We start from the raw sequence: 25,452 nt of genomic DNA on the forward strand, positions 1-25,452 counted from the left end.
GTCCTCCTTATATTAAGACATGCGGCAGTTTCGCAGGAGGGAACTGTCGTCCGAAAATCCGAACTTTTCTTTCAGAAGCGCCAAAAAGCCGTCGATGCTGCCGGCCTGGCGGCAGCTTTCGGCAATTCGGCCGACGAATGTGGAAAAATGCCCCGCTCCAAGGCCGGGCTGCTCCGAAGCTGTCCGGAGCGCCTTGATCGTCGTATCGTCCGCATCGAGCCCATTCTGCCGGAGCCAGGCTGTCAGAAAACGCGACAGGATCTTGACAAGCTCCAGGTATAAAAGCCGGAGGTCGTCGTCCAGGCTCGCAAGGCGCTCATCGGAGACCACTTCCTCGACGCAGTCGAACAGCGCCCCAAAGCTCGTTTTCTCCCGCTCCTTTCGGAGCAGGAGCTCCTTTGCCAGCAGATAAACCGCCGAGTCGTCGTCAAACTCAAAGATATATTTGCCCGCTTTTTTAAGCATCGTGTTATAGATCTGCACGGTCATTTTCCGGAACAGAAAGGCCGTGGCGGTCAGTGTGGAGAGCGCCGGAAGGCTGACGCCGGCAATGTAGTTGTAATGAGATTTCGCCGACAGGCTGAACGCGCCGCAGAACTGCGAAATGTTTTTATAGCCCTCGTAGCGCACCAGCTGCCCGTAAAACACGGCAAAGCTCCGGATGGTGCCGAAGTTCTCCAGGATAAATTCGTCAAGCTGCTCCCATTTCAGGTAATTCAGCTGCGTTGTCAGAAACTGCGTGAAAACGGAATTGTCCCCGATGCCGGGATACGGTGCGGCCTCGATGACCTCGGCCCGCCCGATGTCCGCCTTAAAGCCCTCCAGAAGGAGCTCGACGTCGTCCTCGCCGATGATTCCCAGGCCGAGCAGAAAGTCCATATACGCCGTCTGCTCCTCGTAATCCAGCCGCAGAGCGCCGAAAAGGGCGAGGACCTGTGTGGGACTTAAAACGATCTTCACCGTTTTCTGACCATAGAAGGCGCTGTTGTAATATCTGTTGATTTCGGAATCCTGCGTCGGAGAAATGAGGCCGGCCCGCTCCAGAACGTCTTTTTTGTCAAGGCCCTTCTCGTCACACAGCCGGTCAAAGTAGGCGCTGAAGCTCACCATGGCGCTCGTCTCATCCTTATAGGTCACGGACATCAGCGCGTCCTGCTCCCGGTAGCCGTGCTGGAACAGCTTGGCGCTCACGTCCTCGATGGAGCGGATGTTGTTGAGGCCGCAGAAAATAATGAACTCCTTGAGATTCTTGACGTAATTGTTGTACCCCGCCGACACCAGGAGGGCGCCGACAGTGTCCATATCGAGCTCCAGGCAGACGGAAATGAGCAGCAGCATGTCCTTGGAGGGGATGCTGACACACCGGCCCGCAATCTCTTTTGTGCGCGCGTTCCGCTCTTTCCTGTAAAAATCGATGGAACCGGTGCCGATCCTGTCGGTGATCCTTTTCAGGTTCTCCACATGCACGACGCCGTCGCCGCTGATCACCTCGTAATCGGTGTTTTTCGCGTTCTCCATGAGAACACGGTGAAATATCTGATTGAACTGGTCGAGCCGCCGCTCGTTTGTGACAAGCCTGCCGAGCTTATTTCTGATATCGCCGTATCTGTCCATGCTTTCCCTTTCGAGTCATATGTGATACATCAAGTCAATGCGTCATAGCGGCGCGAAGGGCGCGTTGGGCGCCATCCTATTTATCATCTAATCAAATTTGGCCGCAAATGTCAATTCGGCGCAGATACCGGCGGTTGTTATCAACCGCAAGCATACACGCTTTACCGGCGCCGTCTGCTTTTGCGCTTCAAAACAGCGCCTGCACAGCGCGGGCCGCCGCAGGCAAAAATAATAAGAAGCGCGTTTCCTGACGGAAACACGCTCCTTATTAGGTATGAGAAATGAGTAGAAGCAAAAATGAAAAATGAAAGTAGAAGAAAGGAGATTAAGAGTAGGAAAGAATTGTATGTCGGAATATGAGGTTTATACATCTGCTTTTAAAGCTATGAGAATACATCGCTAAAAAAGGCCGACAGTTATTTTTTCTTGAACTTATTCAGTTCTTTCGGCTCCTCCGGCTGATACGCCGTGAAGAAACATGTTGCGTTGCTTGTTGCTTTTGCCAGAGACAACGCTGCGGATGAAACGACGGAACCAACTTTGTTGATAACCCTGTTGATGTCTTTTTCCATGGTAGACCCTCCTCGTATCATTTGCTTTAACATAAACCAGAAATGTCGCAATATCAATAGATTTGGCGTAACTAGCAGAAATCGCGGCGTATCTTGCAGGTTATAGATAATTATGTCATAATGTACTGGAGTGTTGACAATAAAAAACCATGACAAATGGTGGTGAGTGCCATGAAAATTGCTGTTTGTGACGACGATTGCAGCGATCGCCTGATTTTGAAAGATTATATAGGCAGCTTCGACGCCGCGCTTGAGTGTGACCTGTTCACTTCGGCGGAGGAACTGATGAGTGCGTTTCATGCCGTTTATTATGATCTGGTGTTTCTTGATATCGAAATGGAAGGGATGGACGGCTTCCATGCCGCCAAAATGATCACCGGCAGCGGCGACAGCCCGCTGATCATTTTTGTGACCAAAAGCAGCAAATATATCATACAGGGGTATGAGGTGGCGTTCCGCTATCTGGTCAAGCCGCTGGACTATGAGGATTTTTCCAAGGTCATGAAAACAGCGGTTGAAAATATCGTCCCCAAAAAGATATCCATAGATATCAACGGCAAGAACCATCTTGTTTCAACAAAAGACATCGGTTATATCGAGGTGTTCAACCACAATATCCGCATACATGCCGGCAGCAGTGTTTACGATTGGAGATGCTCCTTGAAATATATCGAAGAATTCCTGGATGGCAGCCATTTCGCCCGCCCGCATAACAGTTATCTGGTTAATCTGGATCAGATCGACAGCGTGACGCAGTCGGAAATCATTATGAAAGACCGTTTCAAGATTTCGATCAGCAGGCAGAGGAAGAATGATTTTTTTACCGCGCTGCATCAATATTTGAGGAGGTAACGGGGGGCGTGTATATTTTAATTGAGATCGCCAACGTGGTTCTTGGGATCGTTATTATCAGCATTTATCTGAAGGGCCTGTATCAGAACTACGAAAAGAAGCTCCCCGTTATCCTTGCGTTATACGCCGTGGCCGGAATAGGCCTGTCCGTGCTCAGCGTTATGCCGATCAATCCCTTTATCCGGCTGGGATTCACCTGTATATCGATTCTGCTGCTGGCGAAGTACCTGTTCGGCGCAAAGTGGCTGACGTCGCTGTACAGCGCGCTCCTGTTCTCCGCGATCGCAATTATTGTGGAAAACATCTGCTCGGGGCTTATTATCGCGTTCGGCGTGTCCTCCAATGAAATTTACAAATACGGCAATTACAGGGTTATTTATCTGGTTTTCTCCGAGCTTGTGGAGCTCTTCGCCGTTTATCTGGTGGTCAGGCTCTCGCAGTGGAAGAAAACGAACGAATCGCTCTTCAGCGCCGTCCCGCTGCTGCTGTGCCAGATATTCAGCATCTTTATCTGCTATGTCATGTATCTGGGCGCGCTGAAGACGGCGACGCAGATCACCGTCAGCTTCATCATCGGCGCGCTCGGCATTCTCTATATCAACATCGTCATTTTCCTGTACGTGGAGCGGATCAAAAAGGTCAGCGAGATCAAAAAGCAGAACGAGCTGGCCGAACAGCAGTACGAGTCGAAGCTCGAATACTTTGAGCAGGTGAAGGAAGACCAGGCGGAAACGCGGGCGCTCTGGCACGATATCAAGAAATATCTCAATACCATGACCGAGCTGATCAATATGAACGATACGGTCCACGCCAGGGAGTGCATCGATCAGGTGACGGAATTGTTTGCCGAAATCGGCAATGTCGTCGACGTCGGCAATACGGTCATCAGCGCCGTTTTGAACCACAGCGTTCAAAAAGCCCGCCGCCTGGGCGTCGATACCGATCTGGATGTCCGGGTCCAGCCGGACCTGAATATTCCCGCGGCGGACCTGAGCGTTATCATCGGCAATACCTTTGACAACGCGATTGAAGCCTGCGGCAGACTTGAGAGCGCCGGCAAAAAAATCACGGTGCAGCTTATTGAGAAAAATTCCATCCTGTTTTACGAGATCACGAATCCGTATGATCCCAGGCTGCCCGCGGAGAAAAAAGACCCGAAGCGTCACGGCTTCGGGCTGAAAAATGTTAAAAGATGTCTTGACAAATACAAGGGGACAATGTATACAGAGTCTGACGGCGCCATGTACAGGGTTTCGATCAATATCAATATCCCCGGGGAGCATTCCGGCCCGCTGGCCTCCTGAAGCGCCGGACGCCCGTTTGATGAATAAGGGACAGGCAGGTATACGTATGATACATAAAAAAGCTCTGCAGCTGTCCGGCGCGCTGGCCGGCAGGGGAATCATCAACCCGGAGGATATCGCCGTTTATTCCTACGGCTTTGAACTGATGATGTCCACGGCAGTCAATATTTTCTTTGTCATCTTAATATCCGTTCTTTTTTCCGTGCCGTGGGCGTGGATATTTTTCCTGCTGGTCTTTATCCCGCTCAGGGTGACCGCCGGCGGTTACCACGCCGGGACCCATCTGGGCTGCTGCGCTGTCTTCAGCGTCGCGTATGCCGTGCTGCTGTTCCCGGCGGTTTTCCTGACCGTGTATATGACGCCGCTCGTGCTCCTGTGCCTGTCGGCACTCAGCCTGCTCACCGTTTTGCTGCTGTCGCCCGTTCCGGCGTCCTCCAAGCCCCTGGATGAGGCGCAGAGGGCGCGTAACAGAAAGAGGAGTCTTTTGATTGGCGCCGCGGCGCTCGTGATCACCGCCGCCAGCTTCCTGGCGGGGCCCGGTCTCCAGTGGATGTTTGTCTTCTTCGCGCTGGGGCAGACCGGCGCCGCGATTTCCCTGATCGCCGCAAAGCTCGCGCATAAGGCATAAAAAATCGCCCCGAGGGGCGATTTTTTATGCCTTAGTATTTGCCGAAATTTCCTTCGTTCATATCGATTCCAACCTTTGCCGGGGCGCCGGCCAGCCTTTTGACGACCGGCTTTCCGCCGGCCTTCAGCGCCGGCGTTTTGAACGCAGCCTTGATCGTAAAGGCGCTGACGGCTTCCTTCAGCTGCGCGGCCTGGCCGGACAGCTGCTCGCTGGCGGCGGCGCTCTCCTGCGCCGTGGCGGCGTTCGTCTGGACGACCTGGGAGACAAGAGAGATGCCGTTGTTGATCTGTTCGATCGCGGCGGCCTGCTCCTTGGACGAGACGGAGATGGACTGGACGAGATTTGCCGCGCTCTCGATCTGGCTGACGATCTGATTCAGCGCGTCGGCCGTGCTGCCGGCGATCTTTGTGCCGGCCTCGACCTTGCGGATAGAACCCTCGATCAGCTCCGTCGTCTCCTTCGCGGCATTGGCGGACTTGGCCGCCAGGTTTCTGACCTCCTCGGCCACGACGGCAAAGCCCTTGCCGTGCTGGCCGGCCCTGGCGGCCTCGACAGCCGCGTTCAGCGCCAGAATATTTGTTTGAAAGGCGATGTCGTCGATCACCTTGATGATCTTGCTGATGTTGCTGGAGGAGATATTGATCTCATCCATGGCGCCGAGCATATCTTTCATCTGCGTGTTGCCGATTTCAGCGTTTTTCTTGGCGTTCTGGGCGAGCTCGTCGGCCTTTTCCGCGTTCTGGGCACTGAGGCTCGTCTTGGAGGAGACCTCCACCAGGGAAGCCGTCAGCTGCTGGACGGAGCTGGCCTGGGCCGTGGCGCCCTGGGACAGGGCAAAGCTGGAATCGGAGACCATGTTCGCGCCGGAAGCGACCTGCTCGGCGGTGACGGAGATTGCGCTGACGATCCGGTGCGTATTGTCCACCAGCTCCTGCAACGCGTTGCCGAGGAGGTCCTTCTGGCACTGGATATGTACCTGTGTCGTCAGGTCTCCGGCGGCCATCTGCTTTGTATCGGCGACCTTTTCCCGCGTGGCGTTCAGCAGCTTGATAAACGTATAGCCGTGCAGCATCATTTCGTCGTGAGTATTCGGGTCGATAACCATATCGCTGTCGAAATAGGTGAGGTCGCCCTCTGTCATTTTATTCAGGCCGACAGTCATCCCCTCGATCGGGCGCCTGAGATACTTGCCCAGAAAGCGGGAGAAATAGATCCCCAGGAGGATACCCACCACGGCGAGCGCCGCGATAATGATGAGCGTCACCGTCGAGGACCCGCCGGACGCCGTATTCTGGATCGTCAGTATTCCCAGAACGGCCGCGGCCGCCAGAAAGACCATCGATATCAGATTGCAGATGAGTATCTTTGTGCCGAGTCTTGCTTTCCTGTAGGGGCTGATTTTGTTAAGCATAGTCACTTCACCAATCCTGTCTTTGTGTTCCGGAAATTCTGGCGTAAACCGCCTCCGCGACCCTTTTAATATTAGGAATCGTATCTGAAAGTGATTTATCGGTGTTTTTTTCCAGTAGTTAAGACTCCCGGCAAAAGTAATATCATAATTACAAATTCTGCCCGCGGATTTTGTGCGTAATAGATAAATAAACGCCCGGCAAGCCTGCCGGACGTTTCGAGTTTTTGGTAATATTGAATCAAGAAATCTGCTGCGCCTTGATCAGATTTGTAGAGCCGCTCGTGCCGACCGGCACGCCCGCCGTTAAAACGACGGTATCGCCTTTTTTGACGAGCTTTGTCTCCAGGGCGGCCTCCAGGCCGTCCTCAAACAGCTCGTCGGTGGACTTCCGGACTCTGCCGGCTTTCGGCGTCACGCCCCAGGAGATGGACAGCTGCCGCCTGACCCGGTCGTCTTCCGTCAGCGCCACGATCGGGCACTGGGGCCGGAAGCGGGAGATCATCCGCGCCGTATGGCCGGAGGATGTCACGGTGATGATGGCGCTGGCCCCCAGGTCCATGGCCGTTGTGCAGCAGGCGTGGCTGATGGCGTCGCTGATGGCTGTTTTCTTCTCAAAGCTGAGGCTGTTGAAGCGTTTCCAGAAATTGATGGCCGACTCGGCCGCGCGGATCGTTTTGTCCATGGTGATGACGCTGTCCAGGGGGTATTTCCCGGCCGCCGTCTCGCCGGAGAGCATGACGCAGCTGGCGCCGTCGAAAACGGCGTTGGCCACGTCGCTGACCTCCGCTCTCGTGGGGCGCGGGTTGCGGATCATCGAGTCCAGCATCTGGGTCGCGACGATCACCGGCTTGCCGGCCAGCGTGCCGTCCCGGATCATGCGCTTTTGGATAATGGGCACCTCCCAGGCGTCAATCTCCACGCCCAGGTCGCCTCTGGCAACCATGACGGCGTCGGAGGCCTCGACAATGTCGGTCAGGTTCTTGATCCCCTCGCGGTTTTCGATTTTGGCGATGATTTTAATGTTCTCTCCGCCGTGCTTTTTCAGCACCTCGCGGATGGCCGCCACGTCGGCTGCGCTTCTGATAAACGACGCGGCGATAAAGTCCATATCGTTGGCGACGGCAAACAGAATATCCCGTTCGTCCGCCTCGGACAGGCTGGCGATTTTTATGTTCACGTCCGGGATGTTCATACTTTTATGATCGGAGAGCTCGCCGCCGTTTGTCACCATGCAGACCACGTCCCGGCCCCGGACCTCCGTGACCCGCAGCTCAATGAGCCCGTCGTCCAGAAGGATTCTGTTCCCGGGCTTCAGCTCGTTGTGCAGGTTTACATATGTCGTTGAAACGCGGTGCTCGTCCCCTGCGACGTCGTCCGTGGTGATCGTGAACGCCGCGCCGCTCCTGAGTGTGACATGCCCCGAGCCGAACGTCCTGATTCTGACCTCGGGGCCCTTGGTGTCCAAAATCGACGCGGCGGAGACACCCAGCGCGTCTCTTGCCGCCTTGAATTTATTGAGCCTGGACAGATGCTCCTCGTGAGACCCGTGCGAAAAATTGAGACGAACGGCGCTGACGCCGGCATTGAGCAGCTTTTTGATCGTTTCAATATCGTCAACCGCCGGCCCCAGCGTACAGATGATTTTTGTCTTTCTCATACCTGCCTCCGATTTATATGTGATGTCTGATATGTCTGGTATGTTTACCGCTGCCGATATTCTATCATATATTTCGGAAAAATGTGCCGATTGTTCAGGATTTAACGAAAAATTAAAACGGCGTTTAAAGATGTACAACATATAGTATGACGCCGGATGTCCCCGGCTATTACAATTCTGTTGCTCCTGGACCCTCAGGTCGCTTTCCCATGGTGAAGTCAGGGGGAAATTATATGGTTGCGGTGCCGGGATTGATTTGACAATAGCGGCGCACCGGTATATCCTGTATACATATAAAACATATATAATTAGTATAATTTTATTAAAACTGGAGGACTGACACATGAACAGCGCAAAACTACAGGAGCTGCTCCTGACACATTTTCAGTGGTTTCACCGGCATCCGGAGCTCGGGAACACCGAGCGTCAGACGACGGCGCGCATCCGCGAAATACTGGCGGCGGCAGGCGTTGAGATATTGGATACGGGGCTGAGCACGGGCCTTGTGGCCATCGTGCGGGGGAAGGGCGGACCGGTCGTGGCGCTGCGCGCCGATATCGACGCCCTGCCGGTGACAGAGGCCAGCGGCCTTGATTACGCCTCCGAGAATATTGGCTGCATGCACGCCTGCGGCCACGATTTTCATCTGACGGCCCTGCTGGGCGCGGCGCTTCTCCTGCAGGAGCAGAAAGACGCGCTCGACGGGAGCGTCAAGCTGATTTTTCAGCCGGCGGAAGAGCTCATCGGCGGCGCCAGGCAGGTGCTCGACAGCGGCGCGCTGGACGACGTCCGGGAAATCTACGGTCTGCACGTGGCCTCAGAGGTCCCGGCAGGGACGATTGCCGTGAGCGCCGGCGCCACCCACGCGGCGGTGGGGGGCTTTCAGATCACAGTCAGGGGCAAGGGCGGCCACGCCGCCGCGCCGCATGAATGCGTCGACCCGATTGTGGCGGCGGCACAGCTTGTCGGCGCCGCGCAGACGATTGTGAGCCGGAATACCGATCCCTTTGACAAGGCGGTGCTGAGCGTCACCAGCGTACATAGCGGCAATACGTGGAACGTCATACCGCCCGACGCCCGGCTGGAGGGGACCATCCGCGCGCTGGGAACGGAGCAGTACAAATCCATTGCCGGGCGCTTCGGCCAGCTCTGCCGGGGCGTGGCGCTGGCCACCGGCACGGAAATCGATTATACCTGGCACCTGGGCGCGCCCGCTACAAACAACGACCCGGCCCTGACCAGGTTCGCTGCCGAAACGGCCGAGGGGCTGAAGCTCACGGTCGTGCCGGACGTCCCCGGCATGGGCGGAGAGGATTTCGCCCTGTACCAGGAGCGCATCCCGGGCGTGTTCTGGAGGATCGGCGTCGGCAGCCCCCAGGCGGTGCATCATCCCGCCTTCGTCGCGGACCCCGCCCCGCTGCATACCGCCGCGACCCTCTTGGCCGCCCTCGGAAAAGCCGCCCTGAAGAGGCTGGTAAAATAACCGCTGCCATATAGCGGGCCGATGCCCGCATCGCCCCGTCGATCCTTACCCACAGGCCACCGCCGCGCTAACAAACGCGGCCGACCGATGGCCGTCCCTACGGAAATCCTTATGGCTTTATGTAGGGGCGATTATCAATCGCCCGCCGTCCCCGTAAGGCTCCTTTGGCAAAGGAGCTGTCGGCGAAGCTGGCTGAGGATTGCCTCCCGTGCCGCGCGGCATCGCCGGTCAGTTTTCTATGTACTCCGAGATCGTCCTTAAGAACGCCTCGCCATATCGTGCCGCCTTGACCTCGCCGACGCCGGAGACCTCCAGAAACTCCGGCATCGTCCGGGGTCTTTTCGCGGCCATGTCCTCCAGCGTGATGTTGGAAAAGACGATATAGGCCGGCACGCCGGACTCCTGCGCCAGCTTTGCTCTGAGAGCCTTGAGCGCCGAAAGGAGCGCGTCCTCCTGCGCGGCGGAAAGGTCCTGCTCGGCGGCGCCGGGGGCGCGCCGCTCCTGTTTTAGGGCGGCCGGCGGCTTCCGGACGGGCATCGCCACGGTTTCGCCGTGAAACAGTACGCCGGCGGATCTGTCGGTCAAACGCAGCACAGGATATTCGCCCTCGGTGACCTGCAGATAATCCTCGTCCACCAGATAATCCACGATCTCCCGGATTCTTCGCCGGTCTGTGCCGCGCAGGATGCCGTAGGTCGGGAGCGTATCCAGCCCCAGCTGCAAAATCCGCTGCTCCCGGCTCCCGTGCAGCATGCGGATAATGAGCGTAACGCCAAGTCCGTAGGCATACCGTTTCCCCACCCGCGACACGCAGGAGAGAATTTTTTGGGCGTCAACGGTGATATCCAGATTTTCAAAGTCGCTTTTGCAGCTGCCGCAGTTGCCGCAGTGCCCGTCGTGGGGCTCGCCGAAATAGGCGAGGATGTACGCCCGCAGGCAGAGGCCGGTCCTGCAGTAGCCGACCATTCTGTCCAGCCGCTCCAGGTCGCGCTTCTGGATGGTCTCACGCTCCTCATCCGTCAGCGCCTCGTTCTCGTCGGCATTTTGTATGAGGAACTTTGCCGTCGAGATGTCCCCGGTCGAAAACAGCAGGATACAGTCCGCCGGCGCGCCGTCGCGCCCGGCCCGGCCGGCCTCCTGATAGTAGCTCTCCAAATTTTTCGGCATGTTGTAGTGGATGACAAAGCTCACATTGGATTTGTCAATGCCCATGCCAAAGGCGTTTGTGGCGACCATGACACGCCGGCGGTCGTAGACGAAATCGTCCTGATTGGCCCGCCGCTCCTCGTCGTCAAGCCCCGCGTGGTAACGGGTGGCCGAGACGCCGTGGGCTCTTAAATCGTCGCAGACGCGTTCCACCCCCGCGCGGGTGGCGCAGTAGATGATGCCGCTTTTGCCCCGGCGCTGCCGCAGCAGTTCCCAGAGATATGCGGGCTTGCTTTTGGGCTTTACGACCTCGAAGTACAGGTTCGCCCGGTCAAAGCCGGTTGTCAGGGTAAGCGGGTCACAGAGCTTCAGGATGCGGGCGATATCCGTCTTGACGTCCGCCGTCGCGGTGGCCGTAAAGGCGCCCACGGTCGGCCTGTAGGATAAGCGCTCGATAAAATCCACGATTTTCAGATAACCGGGCCGGAAGTCCTGCCCCCATTGGGAGACGCAGTGCGCCTCGTCCACGGCCACGAGAGAAATGGGCTGCTGTTCGGCAAAGCGCAGGAAGTCGCCCGTCGCCAATCGCTCGGGCGCCACGTAGATGATCTTGTACCGCCCGGCCTCCGCCCGCCGGAACACCTCCCGGTATTGCGCGGCCGACAGCGACGAGTTGATAAACGCCGCCGCAACGCCCGCCTGCACCAGCGCGGACACCTGATCCTTCATCAGCGAAATAAGCGGCGACACCACCAGCGTCACGCCGGGCAGGAGCAGCGCCGGTATCTGATAGCACATGGATTTTCCCGCCCCCGTGGGCATAACGCCCAGCGCGTCCCTCCGGTCGAGGAGCGCGTCGATCACCTGCTCCTGTCCGGGGCGGAAGCTCGTATGCCCGAAATACCGTTTAAGCGCCGTCAGCTTGTCCATCGTATCCCTCGCTGTATCAGTTCAGAAAATTCGTTTACATTTATATGGAAACCACTGTACATTATATGTCGATAAGACGGGCAAAACAATAGATAATGAGATAATTGGCCGTATTCAAAGCGCCCGAGAGCTTCTGTTCTCCGGCGCTTTTCGGCAATATATATGAAGCTGCCCGCCGGAAGGCGGACAGTAATTGGCGATATTTACCCCTTGAAAAAGGTTACAAATTAGTTACAATAGTTACAGGAGGTAACAACAATGAAAAAACTTATCGTATCCATGGCACTGGCATTGTTTGTTTTCGCAATGTCGACGACGGCATTGGCCGCTCCGGCCGCGCAGAGCGCGTCATGCCCCGGCACGTCCTCAAGCGCCGCGTCCGCATCCGGCGCGAACGTCAGTAAAATTATCGAAAACCTGAAATCCCAAGGCTATCTCAACGGGACGGCGAAGAACGGGCAGTCGCTGCAGGAGCTTTTGAAATCCTGCGGCATCTACATACCGGACGCCTCGGCGGGAACGTCAAAGGCCCAGTCCGGCGGGCAGACCGGCAAAACCTCAACCGGCAGCGGCAGCGGCGACAGTGCCGGCACGGCCGCCCCCTCTGACAGCGGCGATAAAACAGCCGCCTCTGATAAAACGGACAACAAGTCTTATGAGCAGCAGGTGGTAGACCTTGTGAACGAACAGCGCGCGGCAAACGGGCTGTCAGCGCTGACGCTCAGTGAAAAGCTTTCCGATGCGGCCCGGGCCAAATCGCAGGACATGCACGACAAAAACTATTTCTCACACACCAGTCCGACGTATGGCTCGCCCTTCGATATGCTTAAAACCTTCGGCATCAGCTACAAGGCCGCTGGCGAAAACATTGCCATGGGCCAGGCAACGCCCGAAGAGGTTGTCAACGCGTGGATGAATTCCCCCGGACACCGGGCCAACATCCTGAACAGCGCCTATACGCAGATCGGCGTGGGCTACGTCGCGGACGGCAGCTACTGGACCCAGCTGTTTATCGGCTGACGCCTCCGGCCGCAGCGCGGAGAAAGTAAATATTTCCTGAGAGACGGCGTGATGTGCTGCGGCATATCGCGCCGTCTCTCTTGCCGTCTTTTTTTGACAGGCATTATAGAATCTTTATGAAATTTGCGATTCCGGCGGTGGCTTCAGCCAGCGGGACATGGAAAAGGCGTTTGATAAATTCTACCGGGGCGATGAAGCCCGGGGGAGCCGGGACGGTCATTCCGGCCTGGGCCTCTATATTGTCAGGCAGTTGCTGGAGCAGCTCGGCGGGGCTGTCAGGCTGGATAACGCGGAATCCGGGGGGGCCCGCGTGATATTCCAGCATAAGGTGTTTGGGAATGGCGGGGACTAATTGTCTTGCCAATATTCAAGAATTTCTGCTATACTTGGCTTTAAGATATTCATAAGGATTGCTTCCTTTTGAAAATATCTCAGTGCTGATCTTTCATATGAAATCTGCGCTATTTTTGTGTGTATATTTTGCAGTAAAAATGTGTACAAACGCATACGGGTATGAAATATTTCCGTTGCATTCTCTTTTGTACGTGGTGAAAGGATTGGTCATTTTAATGCTCACGCAGGAACGTCACGAAAAAATTATAAAGATTCTGCGGGAAGAAAAAAGCGTCAAGGTTTCCGAGCTTGCGGAAATGTTTGGCGTTTCGATTGTAACCATTCGCCGGGATCTTGATTATCTCAATAAAGAAGGCCGCCTGACAAAGGTATACGGCGGTGCAATACTTGAGCATGTTGTTGCCCAAGAAAAAAAGTATACGGTCAGAGCTGCCGCGAATCTGGAACTGAAAAAAGAGATTGCGCAGATCGCCTGTCAATTTGTCGAAGAGGGTCAATCCATTGCCTTGGATACGAGCACAACAAATCTTGAAATAGCTAAAATGCTGAAAAAAAACTTTGATCACCTGACCATTATCACCAATGCAATCGACATTGCGCTGGAACTGCGCGATAAAGATCGTTTCAGTATTATTTTAACGGGAGGGACGTTGAGAGGCGATGAACTTTGCCTGCTGGGCGGTTTGGCGGAGGAATTCCTGAATAAATTCCATATTGACAAGGTTTTTGCCAGCGTCAGCGGGATTTCTGTTTCCGACGGCTTTACGGACTATGGACTCGGCGAATACCATGTCAAAATGAAAATGATCGAGCGCGCCCGTGAAGTCATCATTCCGGCTGACAGCAGCAAATTTGATGTGATTTCACTTTTGAAAATGGGTGATCTGGATCTTTGCGATTTTATTATCACGGATTCCAAATTAGATAAGAATATTTTGCAAAAGTATCTGGATAATCAGGTCAAAATCGTAAACAAGTCATTCTGAGTTTAAATATTATTTTTCAGCTTTAGCGGCGCGTTATATAAAAAGCAAAGACGATACTCTTTTTGAGTTTCGTCTTTTTTTATGGAACCACTTTAAAGTCGGTCAAGATAAATCATAAATTTTACATAATAATAACATGATAGCGATATAAACGATCATGATGCGTTGGTATTCTAAAAATAAGCAGTGCTGACCCTGAAATATATGTGCCATGGAGGAATCCAGTTGAACAAGCAAAAACAGAGAAGACCTGATATTCGCGGAATTCTTTTTGATAAGGATGGAACACTCATTGATTTTGATTCTATCTGGATTCCTTTGGCCCTTGAACTAGTAAACATGATATTGGACAATGACATACCTCAAAAAAGGCCGCAGCATCAAAAGCTGTTACTGCAGAGTATCGGCATCGGCCCGGACAATAAGACGTTACCTCACAGTGTTTATGCGTCCGGCACGATGGAGGATGTAGCGAATACGTTATTTTTCGCGGCAATTAAGTCAGACATTATGCTGCCCTATTACTCTCATTTTCTGGAGCTTGTTCAGGATAAAACGAAAAATTACATTTTTGCGCACAGAAGATCCATCAAGGCAATTTCAGGCATCGAAAGAACGCTGGCCTTTTTAAAACAGTTGGGGTTGATTTTAGGCATCTCAACGTCTGATAGTGAGGAAAATACCCAAATTTGCCTGATGGAAACCGGGCTCATAGAGTATTTCGATTACATAGGCTGCCCGGGCAATTCAAAGCAGCCAAAGCCGTCAGGAGATATTCTGCTGGAGTTCAGCGGCAAATTTGATCTTAACCCGGAAGAAATCGCGGTTGTTGGGGATAGCGCTGTGGACATCGCATTTGCAAGACAAAATCATGCAGGGCTCGCAATCGGAGTTCTGAGTGGAGCTGAAGGAGGTGGGGCGTTTACGTCCAAGGCTGACTATGTCTTACCCACTGTTGTGGAAATAATACGCGACAACCAGCCGATTTGGATTCAATGCGCTGAATGAAACGACGTGAGAGTAAACCGAAGCCGGACGACATGCATGGAGGTATAGAAATGCAGGTATTAAATTCACCGAAAGTCATGAAGAAAAAAGGAAGATTAAGAAAAGCAATTTCATTTGCGATAATGGCTGTTATGCTGTTAAGCATAGCGCCGCTTCAACTGGTTGCAACGGCCGCCGCGCCGGCGCAAATTACCGTTTCAAATTCCCTGACGCCTGTCAATGGCGCTCTGGACGTGACGATCACCGGCGCGAAGAGCCCCACCAGCAAAACGGATTGGGTGGGACTTTATGAAGTCAACGAGGCGCCCGGCGGCGGAAAGGTTTCAATCTGGTACGCCTATCTGCTGGACCTGGGCGTTACGGACGGCAACGGTTCTTTTACGTTCAATCCGGCGAAGATATCCGCGGATCAGAAAAGCAGGTATATGGAGGGGCGGCAGTATCAGTTCATTATTGCTTACGACGATTCCTATACCGTCGAAGCAAGCGTTACCTTTACAACCGCTGCAAGTCAGGTTCCCGCCATTACCTCCTTCGCGCCTGAAAATGTGACGACAAGCGCGGGCGAGGCGCCGGCCATGCCTTCGACGGTAACGGCAAATTACAGCGACGGCACATCCGCGGCGGTCAGTGTGAGCTGGGACAGTATTGCTCCGGCGCAGTACGCGCAGGCCGGGCGCTTTACGGTAAAGGGCTCTGTCGACTCGACCGGCGTGGTCCCGAAGGCCGGCGTGACCGTAAACGAGGGCTCCGGCCCCCTGCTGTCGTTTGACGTGATATCCGATACGCACATGAGAAGCACTTCGAGCACGGACATCTACAATCAGCACCTGACCGGCGCGCTGGCGGACCTGCATTCCGTTCATCCGGACAGCGACGTTTTAATCATTAACGGCGATCTTACCGACGGCGGACAAAGCGCCCAGTACGACCAGCTCAATGCAATTCTGGGGTCGGCGGCACATCCGCCCATCTATTTCTCCGCGGGGAACCACGATATCTTCAATTATTCAGACTTCGATGCGGCTAAGAACATGTTCATGACAAAAACCGGCATGACGAACAACTATTATGATTTCTGGCTCAAAGAGTATCATTTCATCGTTCTAGGGTCGGATGAGGTCGCCGGCAATACGGCGGTGATCTCCGACGCCCAAATGGATTGGTTAAAGACTGCGCTCAGCGACGGCGCCAGTCCCGGCAAGCCGATCTTTGTATTTTTGCACCAGCCGCTCAGCAATACCGTTTCGGGGTCGGACGCGATGCAGGACGTCAGGCCGGACGCACAGATGAAAAATATCTTTTCTCAATACCCTCAGGCCATCTTGTTTACGGGTCATACGCACAGCATCTTTAACGAGCCGACCGAATTCTACAGTGCGCAAAGCTGCAATATGGTCAACGTGCCGTCGACAGCCTATCTCTGGTATGATCCGACGTACTCGCAGCCCGGTCTTGGCAGCCAGGGCCTGAGCGTCGATGTCTATGCCGACAAGGTCATTATAGACGGCAGGGAATTTACGCGTCAGGAATGGCTGGGACAAGGCAGCTTTGATTACGACGGCGGCGCTTATCAGACCGCCCCGCCTGTTCCCACGGGGTTAACGGCAGCGGCGTCAAGCTCTTCGCAGGTCAACTTGTCGTGGAACAGCTCGGCCGGCGCGACCGGCTACGACCTCATGATCGACGGCGATATCGTCAGCGACGCCTACAGCCCGTATGTGCAGTCGGGGCTGCCCGGCAATTCAACGCATACCTATCAGGTCCGGGCCAAAAACGACGCGGGGACGAGCAATTGGAGCGCCCAGGTCAGCGCGACGACGTTAGGCCAGTTTTCATTGACGAGTGACAAAAGCAGTTATCTCGTCGGGGAAGATATTACGGTCGACTTCGCCAACGGACCCGGCAATCCGGACGATTGGGTCGGCGTTTACAAAATCAACGACACGCCGGGGACTGGTGCGGGAACGTCGACGTCGACGATATGGAACTACGTCAACGGGACGCAGACGGCGACGACCGGCATATCGAGCGGAAGCATCACGTTCCGCGGCGGGCTGTCAAAGCCCGGAGAATATAAAATTACATTCTTGCTGGACGGCCTCTATACGCAGCTTGGCGATTACGTCTATATAACCGTCACGGCGCCAAGCGGCGACGCGTCGCTCACGAGCGTTGCTTCAAATGCGAGCACCGCGGCCTCGGGGGCTGGTACGCTGGCGGACCCGATACAATGGGCGATCAGTGTCGACGGCTCAAAATCCGCCCTTGCGCTTTCCGATATTGCCGTGGCGGCGGGCGCGCGGCTGAAGCTGTATACCGATGCCGCATTTTCAAACGAGATCACCGGCACGGATACGCTTCCCCTCACGGCGGGCGGCACGACGACAGCATACATTAAGGTCACAGCCCAGAACGAGACGACGGTTAAATACTACGCCGTTGCGATCACGCGGGCTGCAGGGGACACCGCGCCGACAATCACCGGCGTCTCGCCCTCCTCCGGCTCCAAGGACGGCGGGACGAGCGTGACGATCACCGGCGCCGGCTTCACGGGTGTCATCGCCGTCAAATTCGGCGGCACGAACGCATCGACATATACCGTGAACTCCTCGGCTCAGATCATTGCCGTTTCCCCGGCCGGTCCGGTGGGTGCTGTTGACATCACCGTCACGACAGGCAGCGGCACGAGCGAGGCGAGCGCCGCCGACCGGTTCACATACGTTAACGCAGTACCACCGACGGTGACCGATGTTGTGGTGACCCCGGCGACCGCCACGGTGCAAAAGGGCGGCACACGGGCATTTACCGCCCGGGTAGTCGGCGAGAATGACCCGGGGCAAACCGTGATCTGGAGTGTCAGCGGCAACAGCAGCAACGCGACGGCCATCGCCGGTTCCGGCGTTCTGACGGTGGCATCCGCCGAAACGGCGGCGACGCTGACGGTGACGGCGACCTCAACGGCAGACGATACCAAATCCGGCAGCGCGAGCGTGACGGTTACCGTACCCCCCATAGGCCCCGGCCCCGCCGCCGGCGGCGGCAACACCCCGGCGTATGGCTCCGACGTTACTAAAGGCAATGGCACGACTGTAACGATTCCGGTGACCGTCGATAAAGGCAGCGGCAGCGCGGCGATAGACATCACGTCTCAGGACAAGCTGATATCGGGCGGGGGAAGCTCCCATATCTCCATACCGTCGATTCCGAACGTCACGACCTATACCCTGGGCATCCCCGTGTCGGAGCTGTCGACGCCCGAGCAGAAGGGGACCCTGACGGTTGACACCGATAAGGGCAGCATTACGGTTCCGTCCAATATGCTGGCAGGCACCACAGGCACAAACGGCAGCAAAGCGGTAATCTCCATCGGTGCGAGCGATAAATCCGGCCTGCCGGACGAGGCGCGTGCCGCTGTGGGTACGCGGCCGCTGGTGCAGCTTTCAATGACAATCGATGGAACGCAGACAGAGTGGAAAAACCCGGCCGCCCCGGTGACTGTCTCCATCCCCTATGCCCCGGCGGCCGACGAGCTGAATAATCCCGGAGGCATCATTGTCTGGTACATTGACGGTGGGGGCAAGCTGGCCTCGATCCCCAACGGGCACTACGATCCCGCCGCTGGCGCCGTGACCTTTTCAACCACCCATTTCAGCCTCTACGCAGTGGGCTACAATAAGGTGACCTTCAACGATGTGTCGGTCGGCGCGTGGTATGACAATGCCGTGAGCTTCATCGCGGCAAGAGACATCACGACGGGGACGGGCGACGGTCATTTCAGCCCTGACGCGAAACTGGCCCGCGCAGATTTTCTCGTGATGCTGATGAAAGCCTATGGCATCGCTCCCGACGCAAATCCGACGGATAACTTTTCAGACGCGGGCGACACCTACTACACAGGGTATCTTGCGGCGGCGAAGCGGCTGGGCATAACGAGCGGCGTGGGGAACGGCTTGTTTGCCCCGGCGCAGGAGATCACGCGCGAGCAAATGTTTACGCTGCTGTGTAACGCGCTGAGGGCCATCGGCCGGCTTCCGCAGGGCAATACCGGAAAGACGCTGACAGACTTTTCCGATGCAAATTTGGTTGCATCGTGGGCGAGGGATGCCATGGCCGCGCTGGTTGCGTCCGGTACGGTCTCAGGTAACAACGGGGCCCTGAACCCAACCGGGACGACGACGCGGGCGGAGATGGCGCAAGTGCTGTACAATCTGCTGTCAAAATAGCCTTATGGCACCAGCCGCCGGGTATCCGGCGGCTGGTGCTGACCCAAGGCCATAGCTGCGAAATTCAGAAATACGCACAGGGCGGCTGATGATGGTATTCACTCAGCCGCCCTGTTTTCTGGCACCCTCGGCGCGAATCGAACGCGCGACCCTTCGCTTAGGAGGCGAATGCTCTATCCCCTGAGCTACGAGGGCATATTCATTTTTTTGAGACAATATTCAATATCTTTTCAGCAACAGCTGAGTGCAAGTTATTTTAGCGCAACGCCTCACACGTGTCAAGAAGAATCGGGTGTACTGTATTAAATTACAAGATGGGTTACAAATAAACTTGACATAACACAAAAGGGGATGTAGAATTATTGAAATGATTTCTGTGAAATGTTGGGGAGATTTCACAAAATTAATATTTAATGGTCTAAATTTTACTGTCAGTGTTTATAAAAATTGAAGAATGGAGGTGTGTATACTTACCATGCCCTCTGCACTTTACTGGGTAGTTTTCATCGTTATCGCGATTGTTTTGGTTATAGTCGCTTTTGTCCTTGGCATCACATACCGGAAAAAAGTTTCCGAACGTGAGATACAGAGCGCCGAAGAAAAGGCGAAGAGGATAATCAACGATTCTATAAAGGCCGCTGAAAGCAAAAAACGCGAAGCACTTCTGGAGGCAAAGGAAGAGATACACAAAAGCCGCAGCGAATACGAGCGCGAGGTCAGAGAACGCCGCGCCGAATTCCAGAAGCAGGAACGCCGGCTCCAGCAGAAAGAGGAGACGCTGGACAAAAAGTCCGACGTCCTGGAAAAGAAAACAGAATCCCTCTCCAAAAAAATGACGGAACTGGAGGCCTCCTACGAAGAGGTCGCCACCATCAAAAGAAGTCAGTACGAAATGCTGGAGCGGATCTCCGGCTATACCGTCGAGGAAGCAAAAGCCTATCTCATTAAAAATCTTGAATCCGAGGTCACTCACGAGGCGGCCATGAAGATCAAGGAGATTGAGGCCCGTTATAAAGAAGAAGCCGACCAGAAGGCCCGCGAATACATTTCGCTGGCCATTCAGCGTTGTGCCGCCGATCATGTAGCCGAGGCTACCGTCTCTGTGGTTCCCCTGCCCAATGACGAAATGAAGGGCCGCATCATCGGCCGCGAAGGCCGGAACATCCGCGCCATCGAAACACTCACCGGCGTCGACCTGATCATTGACGACACGCCGGAAGCCATCACCCTCTCGAGCTTTGACCCCGTGCGGCGCGAAATTGCCCGCATCGCTCTGGAAAAGCTCATTCTCGACGGGCGCATCCATCCGGCCCGCATCGAGGAAATGGTCGAAAAGGCCAAGAAAGAAGTTGACGCGACCATCAAGGCTGAAGGCGAGCGCGCCACGTTTGAAACCGGCATCCACGGCCTGCACCCGGAGGTCGTCAAGCTCCTCGGCCGCCAGAAATATCGTACAAGCTATGGTCAAAACGTGCTCAATCATTCTATTGAGGTGTCGCATATTTCGGGGCTCCTGGCCGCCGAGCTCGGCGTGGACGTCATGACCGCCAAGCGCGCCGGCCTTCTGCACGACCTGGGCAAATCCATCGACCATGAGGTCGAGGGCAGCCACGTGACCATCGGCGTCGAGCTGGCCCGCAAGTATAAGGAGAGCGAGGAGGTCATCCACGCGATCCACGCCCACCACGGCGACGTGGAGGCCAAGACGGTCATCGCCTGCATCGTCCAGGCTGCCGACACCATATCGGCGGCGCGGCCGGGCGCGCGGCGCGAGAATATCGAGAGCTACATCAAGCGCCTCGAGAAGCTTGAGGAACTGACAAATTCCTTCAGCGGCGTCGACAGCTCGTACGCGATCCAGGCCGGCCGCGAGATCCGCATCATGGTCAAACCCGAGGACGTCTCGGAAGACCAGATGATCCTGCTGGCGAGGGAAATCGCCAAGAAGATCGAAAACGACCTCGAATATCCCGGCCAGATCAAGGTCAACCTCCTCCGGGAGACGAAAGCGATCGAATACGCCAAATAAGGCAAAAAAATGAAATCCCCTCCGCCGCGGCGGAGGGGATTTTTGTTTATAGCTGCGCTTAATCGTTTTCCGGCTCCCGGCCTTCCACCGCGGCGTCCAGCGGCAGCGTTACCGTAAAGGTGGACCCATACCCGACGCCCCGGCTGTAGGCGCTGACCTGGCCGTTGTGCAGCTCCGCCATGCCCTTGACGATCGACAATCCCAGCCCAAGGCCGCTGTCGATCCTGTTCGGCATTTTTTCGGCCTGGTAAAAAGCGTTGAAGAGCATCGGCAGCTCCTCCGGACTGATGCCGATGCCGTTGTCCTCCACCTGAATGTAAGCGTTTTGGCCGTCCTCGCGCAGCGTCAGCTCGACGGTGCCGCCCTCGTCGGTGTATGTCAGGGCGTTTACCAAAAGATTTTCGATGATCTGCATGATCCGCGCGGGATCGGCGTGGAAACAAATCGCCGGCCCGTCGAGTTCCGCCTTGAACTCAATTTTTTTCTGGCTGAACTGCGGCCGGAAGTTGGCGGCGGAGTTTTGGATGATCTCGCTGAGATTGATGTATTTTTTCTGAATTTTCACCTTGTTGCTGGAGATGCGCGTCACGTCCAGGAGATCGTCGATGAGCCGGCGGAGCTGACTCGTTTCGTTTTTGACAATGGCGTTTGTCTCGCGGATCAGATTGACGTCGTCCGTAATCTCGATCAGGGAAATTGCGGCGATGATGGTGGCCAGCGGATTTCGAAGCTCGTGGGACAGGTGGTTTAAAAATTCGTCTTTATTGCGGTCCAGCTTCTGCAGCGTCTCCACAAGCGCCTTGGCGTGCTTTTCGCTGATCTCCAGGGCCAGCTCGCTGCGCTTCCGCTCAATAAAATCCGCGGCCTGGCGGGCCAGGAGGTCCAGCATCCGCAGCTCTCTTTCGCTGAAAACGTGATGCCCGGCGTAATGCGTGCACAGCATACCGTAGATTTTACCCGTGCAGCTGATGAGAGGCGTGGACTGCGCGGAGCGGATATTTTCGCCGCGGGCCAGCAGTATCTCCGCCTTGGTGAGGAGCTGTGGGTCTTCCAGGTCCGGCGTGACGACGCGCGTCCTACGTTCCAGGGCGGCGCCGCTCGTCATAATGCCGCTGGTGACCACGTCGGCGTATTTCAGAAACGGTTCGCCGAGGCCGCGGTGCGTGATGATTTTCAGGCCGCCTTCCTGCTCCTCATATATCTGCACGCAGCCCTTGTCGGCGTGGGTGATGCCGATGGCTGCGTCGAGGATTTCATCGTAGATATAATTGAGGTCGTTGAGCATCATATGCTCGGAATTGATGAGGTGCAGCCGTCGGAGCGCCTCTACTTCCGCTGTCAGGTCTTCTTTCGTCTTTTTCAGCTCGTCGACCAGCGCCAGCGCCCGCCGCTCGCTCTCGCGCAGGGCGGCGTCGGCTTTCTTTTGCTCCGTGATATCATTCAGCGCGGCATAATACCTGACAGCCGCGCCATTATCGTCATATATCAGTTTTCCCCGGACCATTGTCCATATGTACTGGCCATCGGACCTTCTGAACCGGCACTCGAAATCGAGCCTCGGGCTGCACAGGCTGATCGCGGTGCGCTGCGCGCTGATGGCATGCTCCCTGTCGTCGGGATGCATGAGATTTTGCAGATAAATCAGCAGATCGATTTTTGGCTTTTCAGTGTAGCCCAGGCGCCGCAGCCATTTTTCAGAGATGCCGGCCGTATTGTCCCTGCTGTCAAAGATGAACGATCCGTCGGCAAAGCCATCCAGAATCTCCATGAGCGCGTCGCCGGGGATGTCGGGCGCCTCCGGAACGGGTGCTTCGGCGCTTTCAGGTACCGGTTCATATAAAGCGGCGTCTTTGCCAAATCCGGCGGGCAGGCGGCCGAAAGCGCTTTTCTGCCGCTGGAGCTCTCTGTCGACGATAAAGGGCAGACGCCGGAGCAGTGCCTTGGGAACGCAGTCGGCGGCGCCCTTTTTAATAAGCTCAAAGGCGTCGTCGTCGCTGATCTCTCCGGTCAGACAGATCAGAGGGACGTTCGCACCCATCGAGAGCGCCGCCTTGAGGGTCACACTTGACCGGCGATCCCCAGGCACATAATCCGCCAGTATAACGTCGATTTTTTTACCGCGTAAAAGCAGGTCAAACTCTGCCGGCGAAAACGTCTGATACAGGAATACCGGGCGCTTAAAGTAATCAAGCAGGCTTTGCCTGATGATCCAGAGGTCCGGCCCTGCTTTACCGAGATACAAGACGTTCAGATCAGCCATTTCAGTCGACATTCCGATCTCTCTCTCAATTTTTATTTGCTTACTCCTTAGAGATTACAAATAATGTCGGAATATGTCAACTGTTTTGAAATTTTTGTTGAAATGTGGTACCTATGGAACGGCCCAAAAACCGGCCGCGCCGAGCGCAAAACCCAGCGCGCAGCCGGCGATAACATCCCGAGGGAAATGGATGCCTGCGACGGGCCGGACGGCGGCGATGACGAGCGCGATGACCGACGCGGCGAGTCCCGCCGGCGCCCATACATACCAGAAGGCCGCGGCGATCACGGCGGCGGACGACGCGTGCCGGCTGGGAAACGAGCGCCCCGCGCCCTCGCGCCCGATCAGCGGTGTAATGGCCAGCTTTTCATAAGGGCGGGGGAGATTCAGCGCTTCTCTCAGGACCGTCACGAGGAAAAACACGGCGGCCGGGACAAAAAGGACCCGGTAAAACCGCACGTCCCGTCCAGCGGCCAGAACGATCAGTAAAAGCGGATACGCGATATATAAAACGGCGGGCAGCCCCTTGTTCAGCACCTTTAAAAGCCCCAGCAGGAACGGCCGCTCCGATACCCATCCCGCGACTTTTTCATACCGCGCCCGCGTCATGGCGTCAGCCTCCTTTCATACAGTATCAAATAAAACAACGACCCCGCCTGGTGACGGAGTCTGGTTAGTGCAATACAAAACTTAAGATCGGAATTTGCCTGGTGGAGATTATTCCTCACATAAGTCCATGATAACACGCTTTTTGGCAAAAAGAAAGACATACCTGTCCCATGATGGAAGGTATGTCTTTTATGGTCGGAGTGTAATTATAAGGACTGGAGAAAACGAGTAATATCAATAATGCTTTAATGCTTTAACTGCCGAATAATCATGACACTCTTCCTTTCATCGAGGTTATCCGGCATTGCTTGAAAGGCTTTGCGGCGCATGCTATAATATTTACGCCGTATATGCCCTCGGGCATCTGCCGGTGGGGGAAGTGGCGTGTAGCTTTGATGAGTGCAGCGCCGCTTCCTTTATTTTTTATCTGACGTGCCCAATTTAGCATATACTTCATATATACCATCCCGAACAACATCAGGTTTCGACTGCCCAGTGACCTTACAGCAATATTCCAAAATCTCTTTATCCTCTGTTACGACATCCCAAAGGAATTATGCAGATTCCAGAAAAAGTACAAAAGCCGTCGATAAAAATCGACGGCTCTTTACGATAGAGTTATGTTACAAATAAACTTTTTTGCCGCGAGCGGGAGCGAACCGCCGCGGGTGCGGCGTCACAAGCATTTGGACTATGGGCAGGCAATGAGCAGTATTTACAACCGAAGGCTTACAAACTAATAGAATTTTACCACTGGCATATTCCCTGATAGATGAGGATTTCAAGAAATGAGCCCAACAGGGAACCTTTCGTTATCAGCTCAAAATGGGGGCCTGTCCCGTCTCGGTCAATTCTGAGAGCCTGCAAGACTGCCATCTTGCAATGCTTCTCCGGTTGCATTTTGACCGCGTACTCCACGCCGTTGACGGTCATACCTACAGTATAGCTGACATCTAAAGGCTCGGCATGGGCCGTCTTCATCAAGGAATGCTGTAGATACTCGTATTGATCCTGTTTAAGCTGCCGTATAATCATATCACATGTGTCCTTTCGTTGACGTTCTCCGACATGTAGGATTGTCAAACATATTGGACAGTCAAGTAGACAAGAACTCAAGCGGAGATTTGTAATGAAGCGGGCGCATGGGGATAGAATTAGAGCGACGAAGATGGACAGCAAGTTGAGCGGAAAAATCTTGGAAAGAATAGAAGCTGTGGGATGAGTAGAAGCGCTTCTGATCCTCACGATGGCTGCGTTCGACCTTGCCGTTGTGACGTGGCGTATAGGGGCGGATGAGTTTGTGCCGGATGCCCAAGTCGGCAGCAGTTTTCTCAAAAAGGGTAGGAAGGTTTTTCTTAGTCTG

General features: G+C 55.1%; 19 protein-coding genes and 1 tRNA gene. 10 read left to right on the forward strand and 10 right to left on the reverse strand.

What is annotated here, in order from left to right; translation table 11 throughout:
- Nucleotides 1-12: 12 nt before the first annotated feature.
- Both BUB60_RS17740 and BUB60_RS19910 read right to left on the reverse strand, forming a co-directional pair.
- On the reverse strand, nt 13-1,614 hold the full coding sequence (locus BUB60_RS17740; protein WP_073082312.1) for a hypothetical protein: 1,602 nt from the start codon (nt 1,612-1,614) through the stop codon (nt 13-15).
- 416 nt (nt 1,615-2,030) lie between these two features.
- On the reverse strand, nt 2,031-2,186 hold the full coding sequence (locus tag BUB60_RS19910; protein ID WP_159435458.1) for a cyclic lactone autoinducer peptide: 156 nt from the start codon (nt 2,184-2,186) through the stop codon (nt 2,031-2,033).
- Nucleotides 2,187-2,357: 171 nt separating this feature from the next.
- Between BUB60_RS19910 and BUB60_RS17750 the strand changes: the two genes are divergently transcribed.
- The 3 genes from BUB60_RS17750 to BUB60_RS17760 are packed head-to-tail and all read left to right on the forward strand — an operon-like array spanning nt 2,358 to nt 4,970.
- Nucleotides 2,358-3,038: a LytR/AlgR family response regulator transcription factor gene (locus BUB60_RS17750; RefSeq protein ID WP_073082315.1), complete on the forward strand. Its 681-nt coding sequence runs from the start codon at nt 2,358-2,360 to the stop codon at nt 3,036-3,038.
- A gap of 8 nt (nt 3,039-3,046) precedes the next feature.
- A complete protein-coding gene (locus BUB60_RS17755) occupies nt 3,047-4,342 on the forward strand; it encodes a sensor histidine kinase (RefSeq protein WP_073082318.1) in 1,296 nt (431 codons plus the stop codon).
- A 46-nt stretch (nt 4,343-4,388) separates the two neighbouring features.
- Nucleotides 4,389-4,970, forward strand: coding sequence for an accessory gene regulator ArgB-like protein (locus BUB60_RS17760; protein ID WP_073082321.1), 582 nt, complete (start codon nt 4,389-4,391; stop codon nt 4,968-4,970).
- A gap of 31 nt (nt 4,971-5,001) precedes the next feature.
- Here the strand turns inward: BUB60_RS17760 and BUB60_RS17765 are convergent, their stop codons facing one another.
- Together BUB60_RS17765 and pyk are read right to left on the reverse strand one after the other, a co-directional pair.
- Nucleotides 5,002-6,381 carry a methyl-accepting chemotaxis protein gene (locus tag BUB60_RS17765; RefSeq protein WP_073082325.1) on the reverse strand — a complete coding sequence of 460 codons (1,380 nt, stop codon included), beginning with the start codon at nt 6,379-6,381 and terminating at the stop codon, nt 5,002-5,004.
- Nucleotides 6,382-6,619: 238 nt separating this feature from the next.
- Nucleotides 6,620-8,038, reverse strand: a complete 1,419-nt coding sequence (gene pyk, locus BUB60_RS17770) for a pyruvate kinase (RefSeq protein ID WP_073082329.1) — start codon at nt 8,036-8,038, stop codon at nt 6,620-6,622.
- A 343-nt stretch (nt 8,039-8,381) separates the two neighbouring features.
- Here pyk and BUB60_RS17775 point away from each other — a divergent pair, with 343 nt between their 5' ends.
- Nucleotides 8,382-9,521 carry an amidohydrolase gene (locus tag BUB60_RS17775; RefSeq protein ID WP_073082333.1) on the forward strand — a complete coding sequence of 380 codons (1,140 nt, stop codon included), beginning with the start codon at nt 8,382-8,384 and terminating at the stop codon, nt 9,519-9,521.
- A gap of 228 nt (nt 9,522-9,749) precedes the next feature.
- Here the strand turns inward: BUB60_RS17775 and recQ are convergent, their stop codons facing one another.
- Entirely contained in the window at nt 9,750-11,597 is a 1,848-nt protein-coding gene (gene recQ / locus BUB60_RS17780) for a DNA helicase RecQ (RefSeq protein WP_073082338.1), read from the reverse strand.
- A 258-nt stretch (nt 11,598-11,855) separates the two neighbouring features.
- On the opposite strand from recQ, the gene BUB60_RS17785 reads away from it, so the two are divergent.
- From BUB60_RS17785 to BUB60_RS17805, 5 genes are all read left to right on the forward strand, one after another.
- The gene (locus BUB60_RS17785) at nt 11,856-12,617 is read left to right on the forward strand and encodes a CAP domain-containing protein (RefSeq protein ID WP_073082342.1); all 762 of its coding nucleotides are present in this window, start codon (nt 11,856-11,858) and stop codon (nt 12,615-12,617) included.
- A 121-nt stretch (nt 12,618-12,738) separates the two neighbouring features.
- Nucleotides 12,739-12,969: an ATP-binding protein gene (locus BUB60_RS17790; RefSeq protein WP_341444233.1), complete on the forward strand. Its 231-nt coding sequence runs from the start codon at nt 12,739-12,741 to the stop codon at nt 12,967-12,969.
- 217 nt (nt 12,970-13,186) lie between these two features.
- A complete protein-coding gene (locus BUB60_RS17795; protein ID WP_073082346.1) occupies nt 13,187-13,957 on the forward strand; it encodes a DeoR/GlpR family DNA-binding transcription regulator in 771 nt (256 codons plus the stop codon).
- Between the two features lie 225 nt (nt 13,958-14,182).
- Entirely contained in the window at nt 14,183-14,965 is a 783-nt protein-coding gene (locus tag BUB60_RS17800; protein WP_073082349.1) for an HAD family hydrolase, read from the forward strand.
- Between the two features lie 131 nt (nt 14,966-15,096).
- Complete coding sequence (locus tag BUB60_RS17805; protein WP_207650777.1) at nt 15,097-19,191, forward strand: S-layer homology domain-containing protein; 4,095 nt, start codon at nt 15,097-15,099, stop codon at nt 19,189-19,191.
- A 119-nt stretch (nt 19,192-19,310) separates the two neighbouring features.
- Here BUB60_RS17805 and BUB60_RS17810 read toward each other — a convergent pair.
- Nucleotides 19,311-19,386, reverse strand: a tRNA-Arg gene (locus BUB60_RS17810).
- 280 nt (nt 19,387-19,666) lie between these two features.
- On the opposite strand from BUB60_RS17810, the gene rny reads away from it, so the two are divergent.
- A complete protein-coding gene (gene rny, locus BUB60_RS17815; protein ID WP_073082355.1) occupies nt 19,667-21,220 on the forward strand; it encodes a ribonuclease Y in 1,554 nt (517 codons plus the stop codon).
- A gap of 58 nt (nt 21,221-21,278) precedes the next feature.
- Here rny and BUB60_RS17820 read toward each other — a convergent pair whose 3' ends face one another.
- The 4 genes from BUB60_RS17820 to BUB60_RS17835 all read right to left on the reverse strand — a co-directional run.
- Complete coding sequence (locus BUB60_RS17820; protein ID WP_073082356.1) at nt 21,279-23,492, reverse strand: PAS domain-containing sensor histidine kinase; 2,214 nt, start codon at nt 23,490-23,492, stop codon at nt 21,279-21,281.
- A gap of 99 nt (nt 23,493-23,591) precedes the next feature.
- Nucleotides 23,592-24,089: a phosphatase PAP2 family protein gene (locus BUB60_RS17825; protein ID WP_073082357.1), complete on the reverse strand. Its 498-nt coding sequence runs from the start codon at nt 24,087-24,089 to the stop codon at nt 23,592-23,594.
- 747 nt (nt 24,090-24,836) lie between these two features.
- Nucleotides 24,837-25,124 (reverse strand): hypothetical protein, encoded by a 288-nt coding sequence (locus BUB60_RS17830; RefSeq protein WP_073082358.1) that lies wholly within the window; start codon nt 25,122-25,124, stop codon nt 24,837-24,839.
- A 61-nt stretch (nt 25,125-25,185) separates the two neighbouring features.
- A partial coding sequence (locus tag BUB60_RS17835; RefSeq protein WP_143162406.1) for an integrase core domain-containing protein occupies nt 25,186-25,452 on the reverse strand: 267 nt, incomplete at its 5' end.

It is taken from the genome of Sporobacter termitidis DSM 10068, assembly GCF_900130065.1.
GTDB lineage: Bacteria > Bacillota > Clostridia > Oscillospirales > Oscillospiraceae > Sporobacter > Sporobacter termitidis.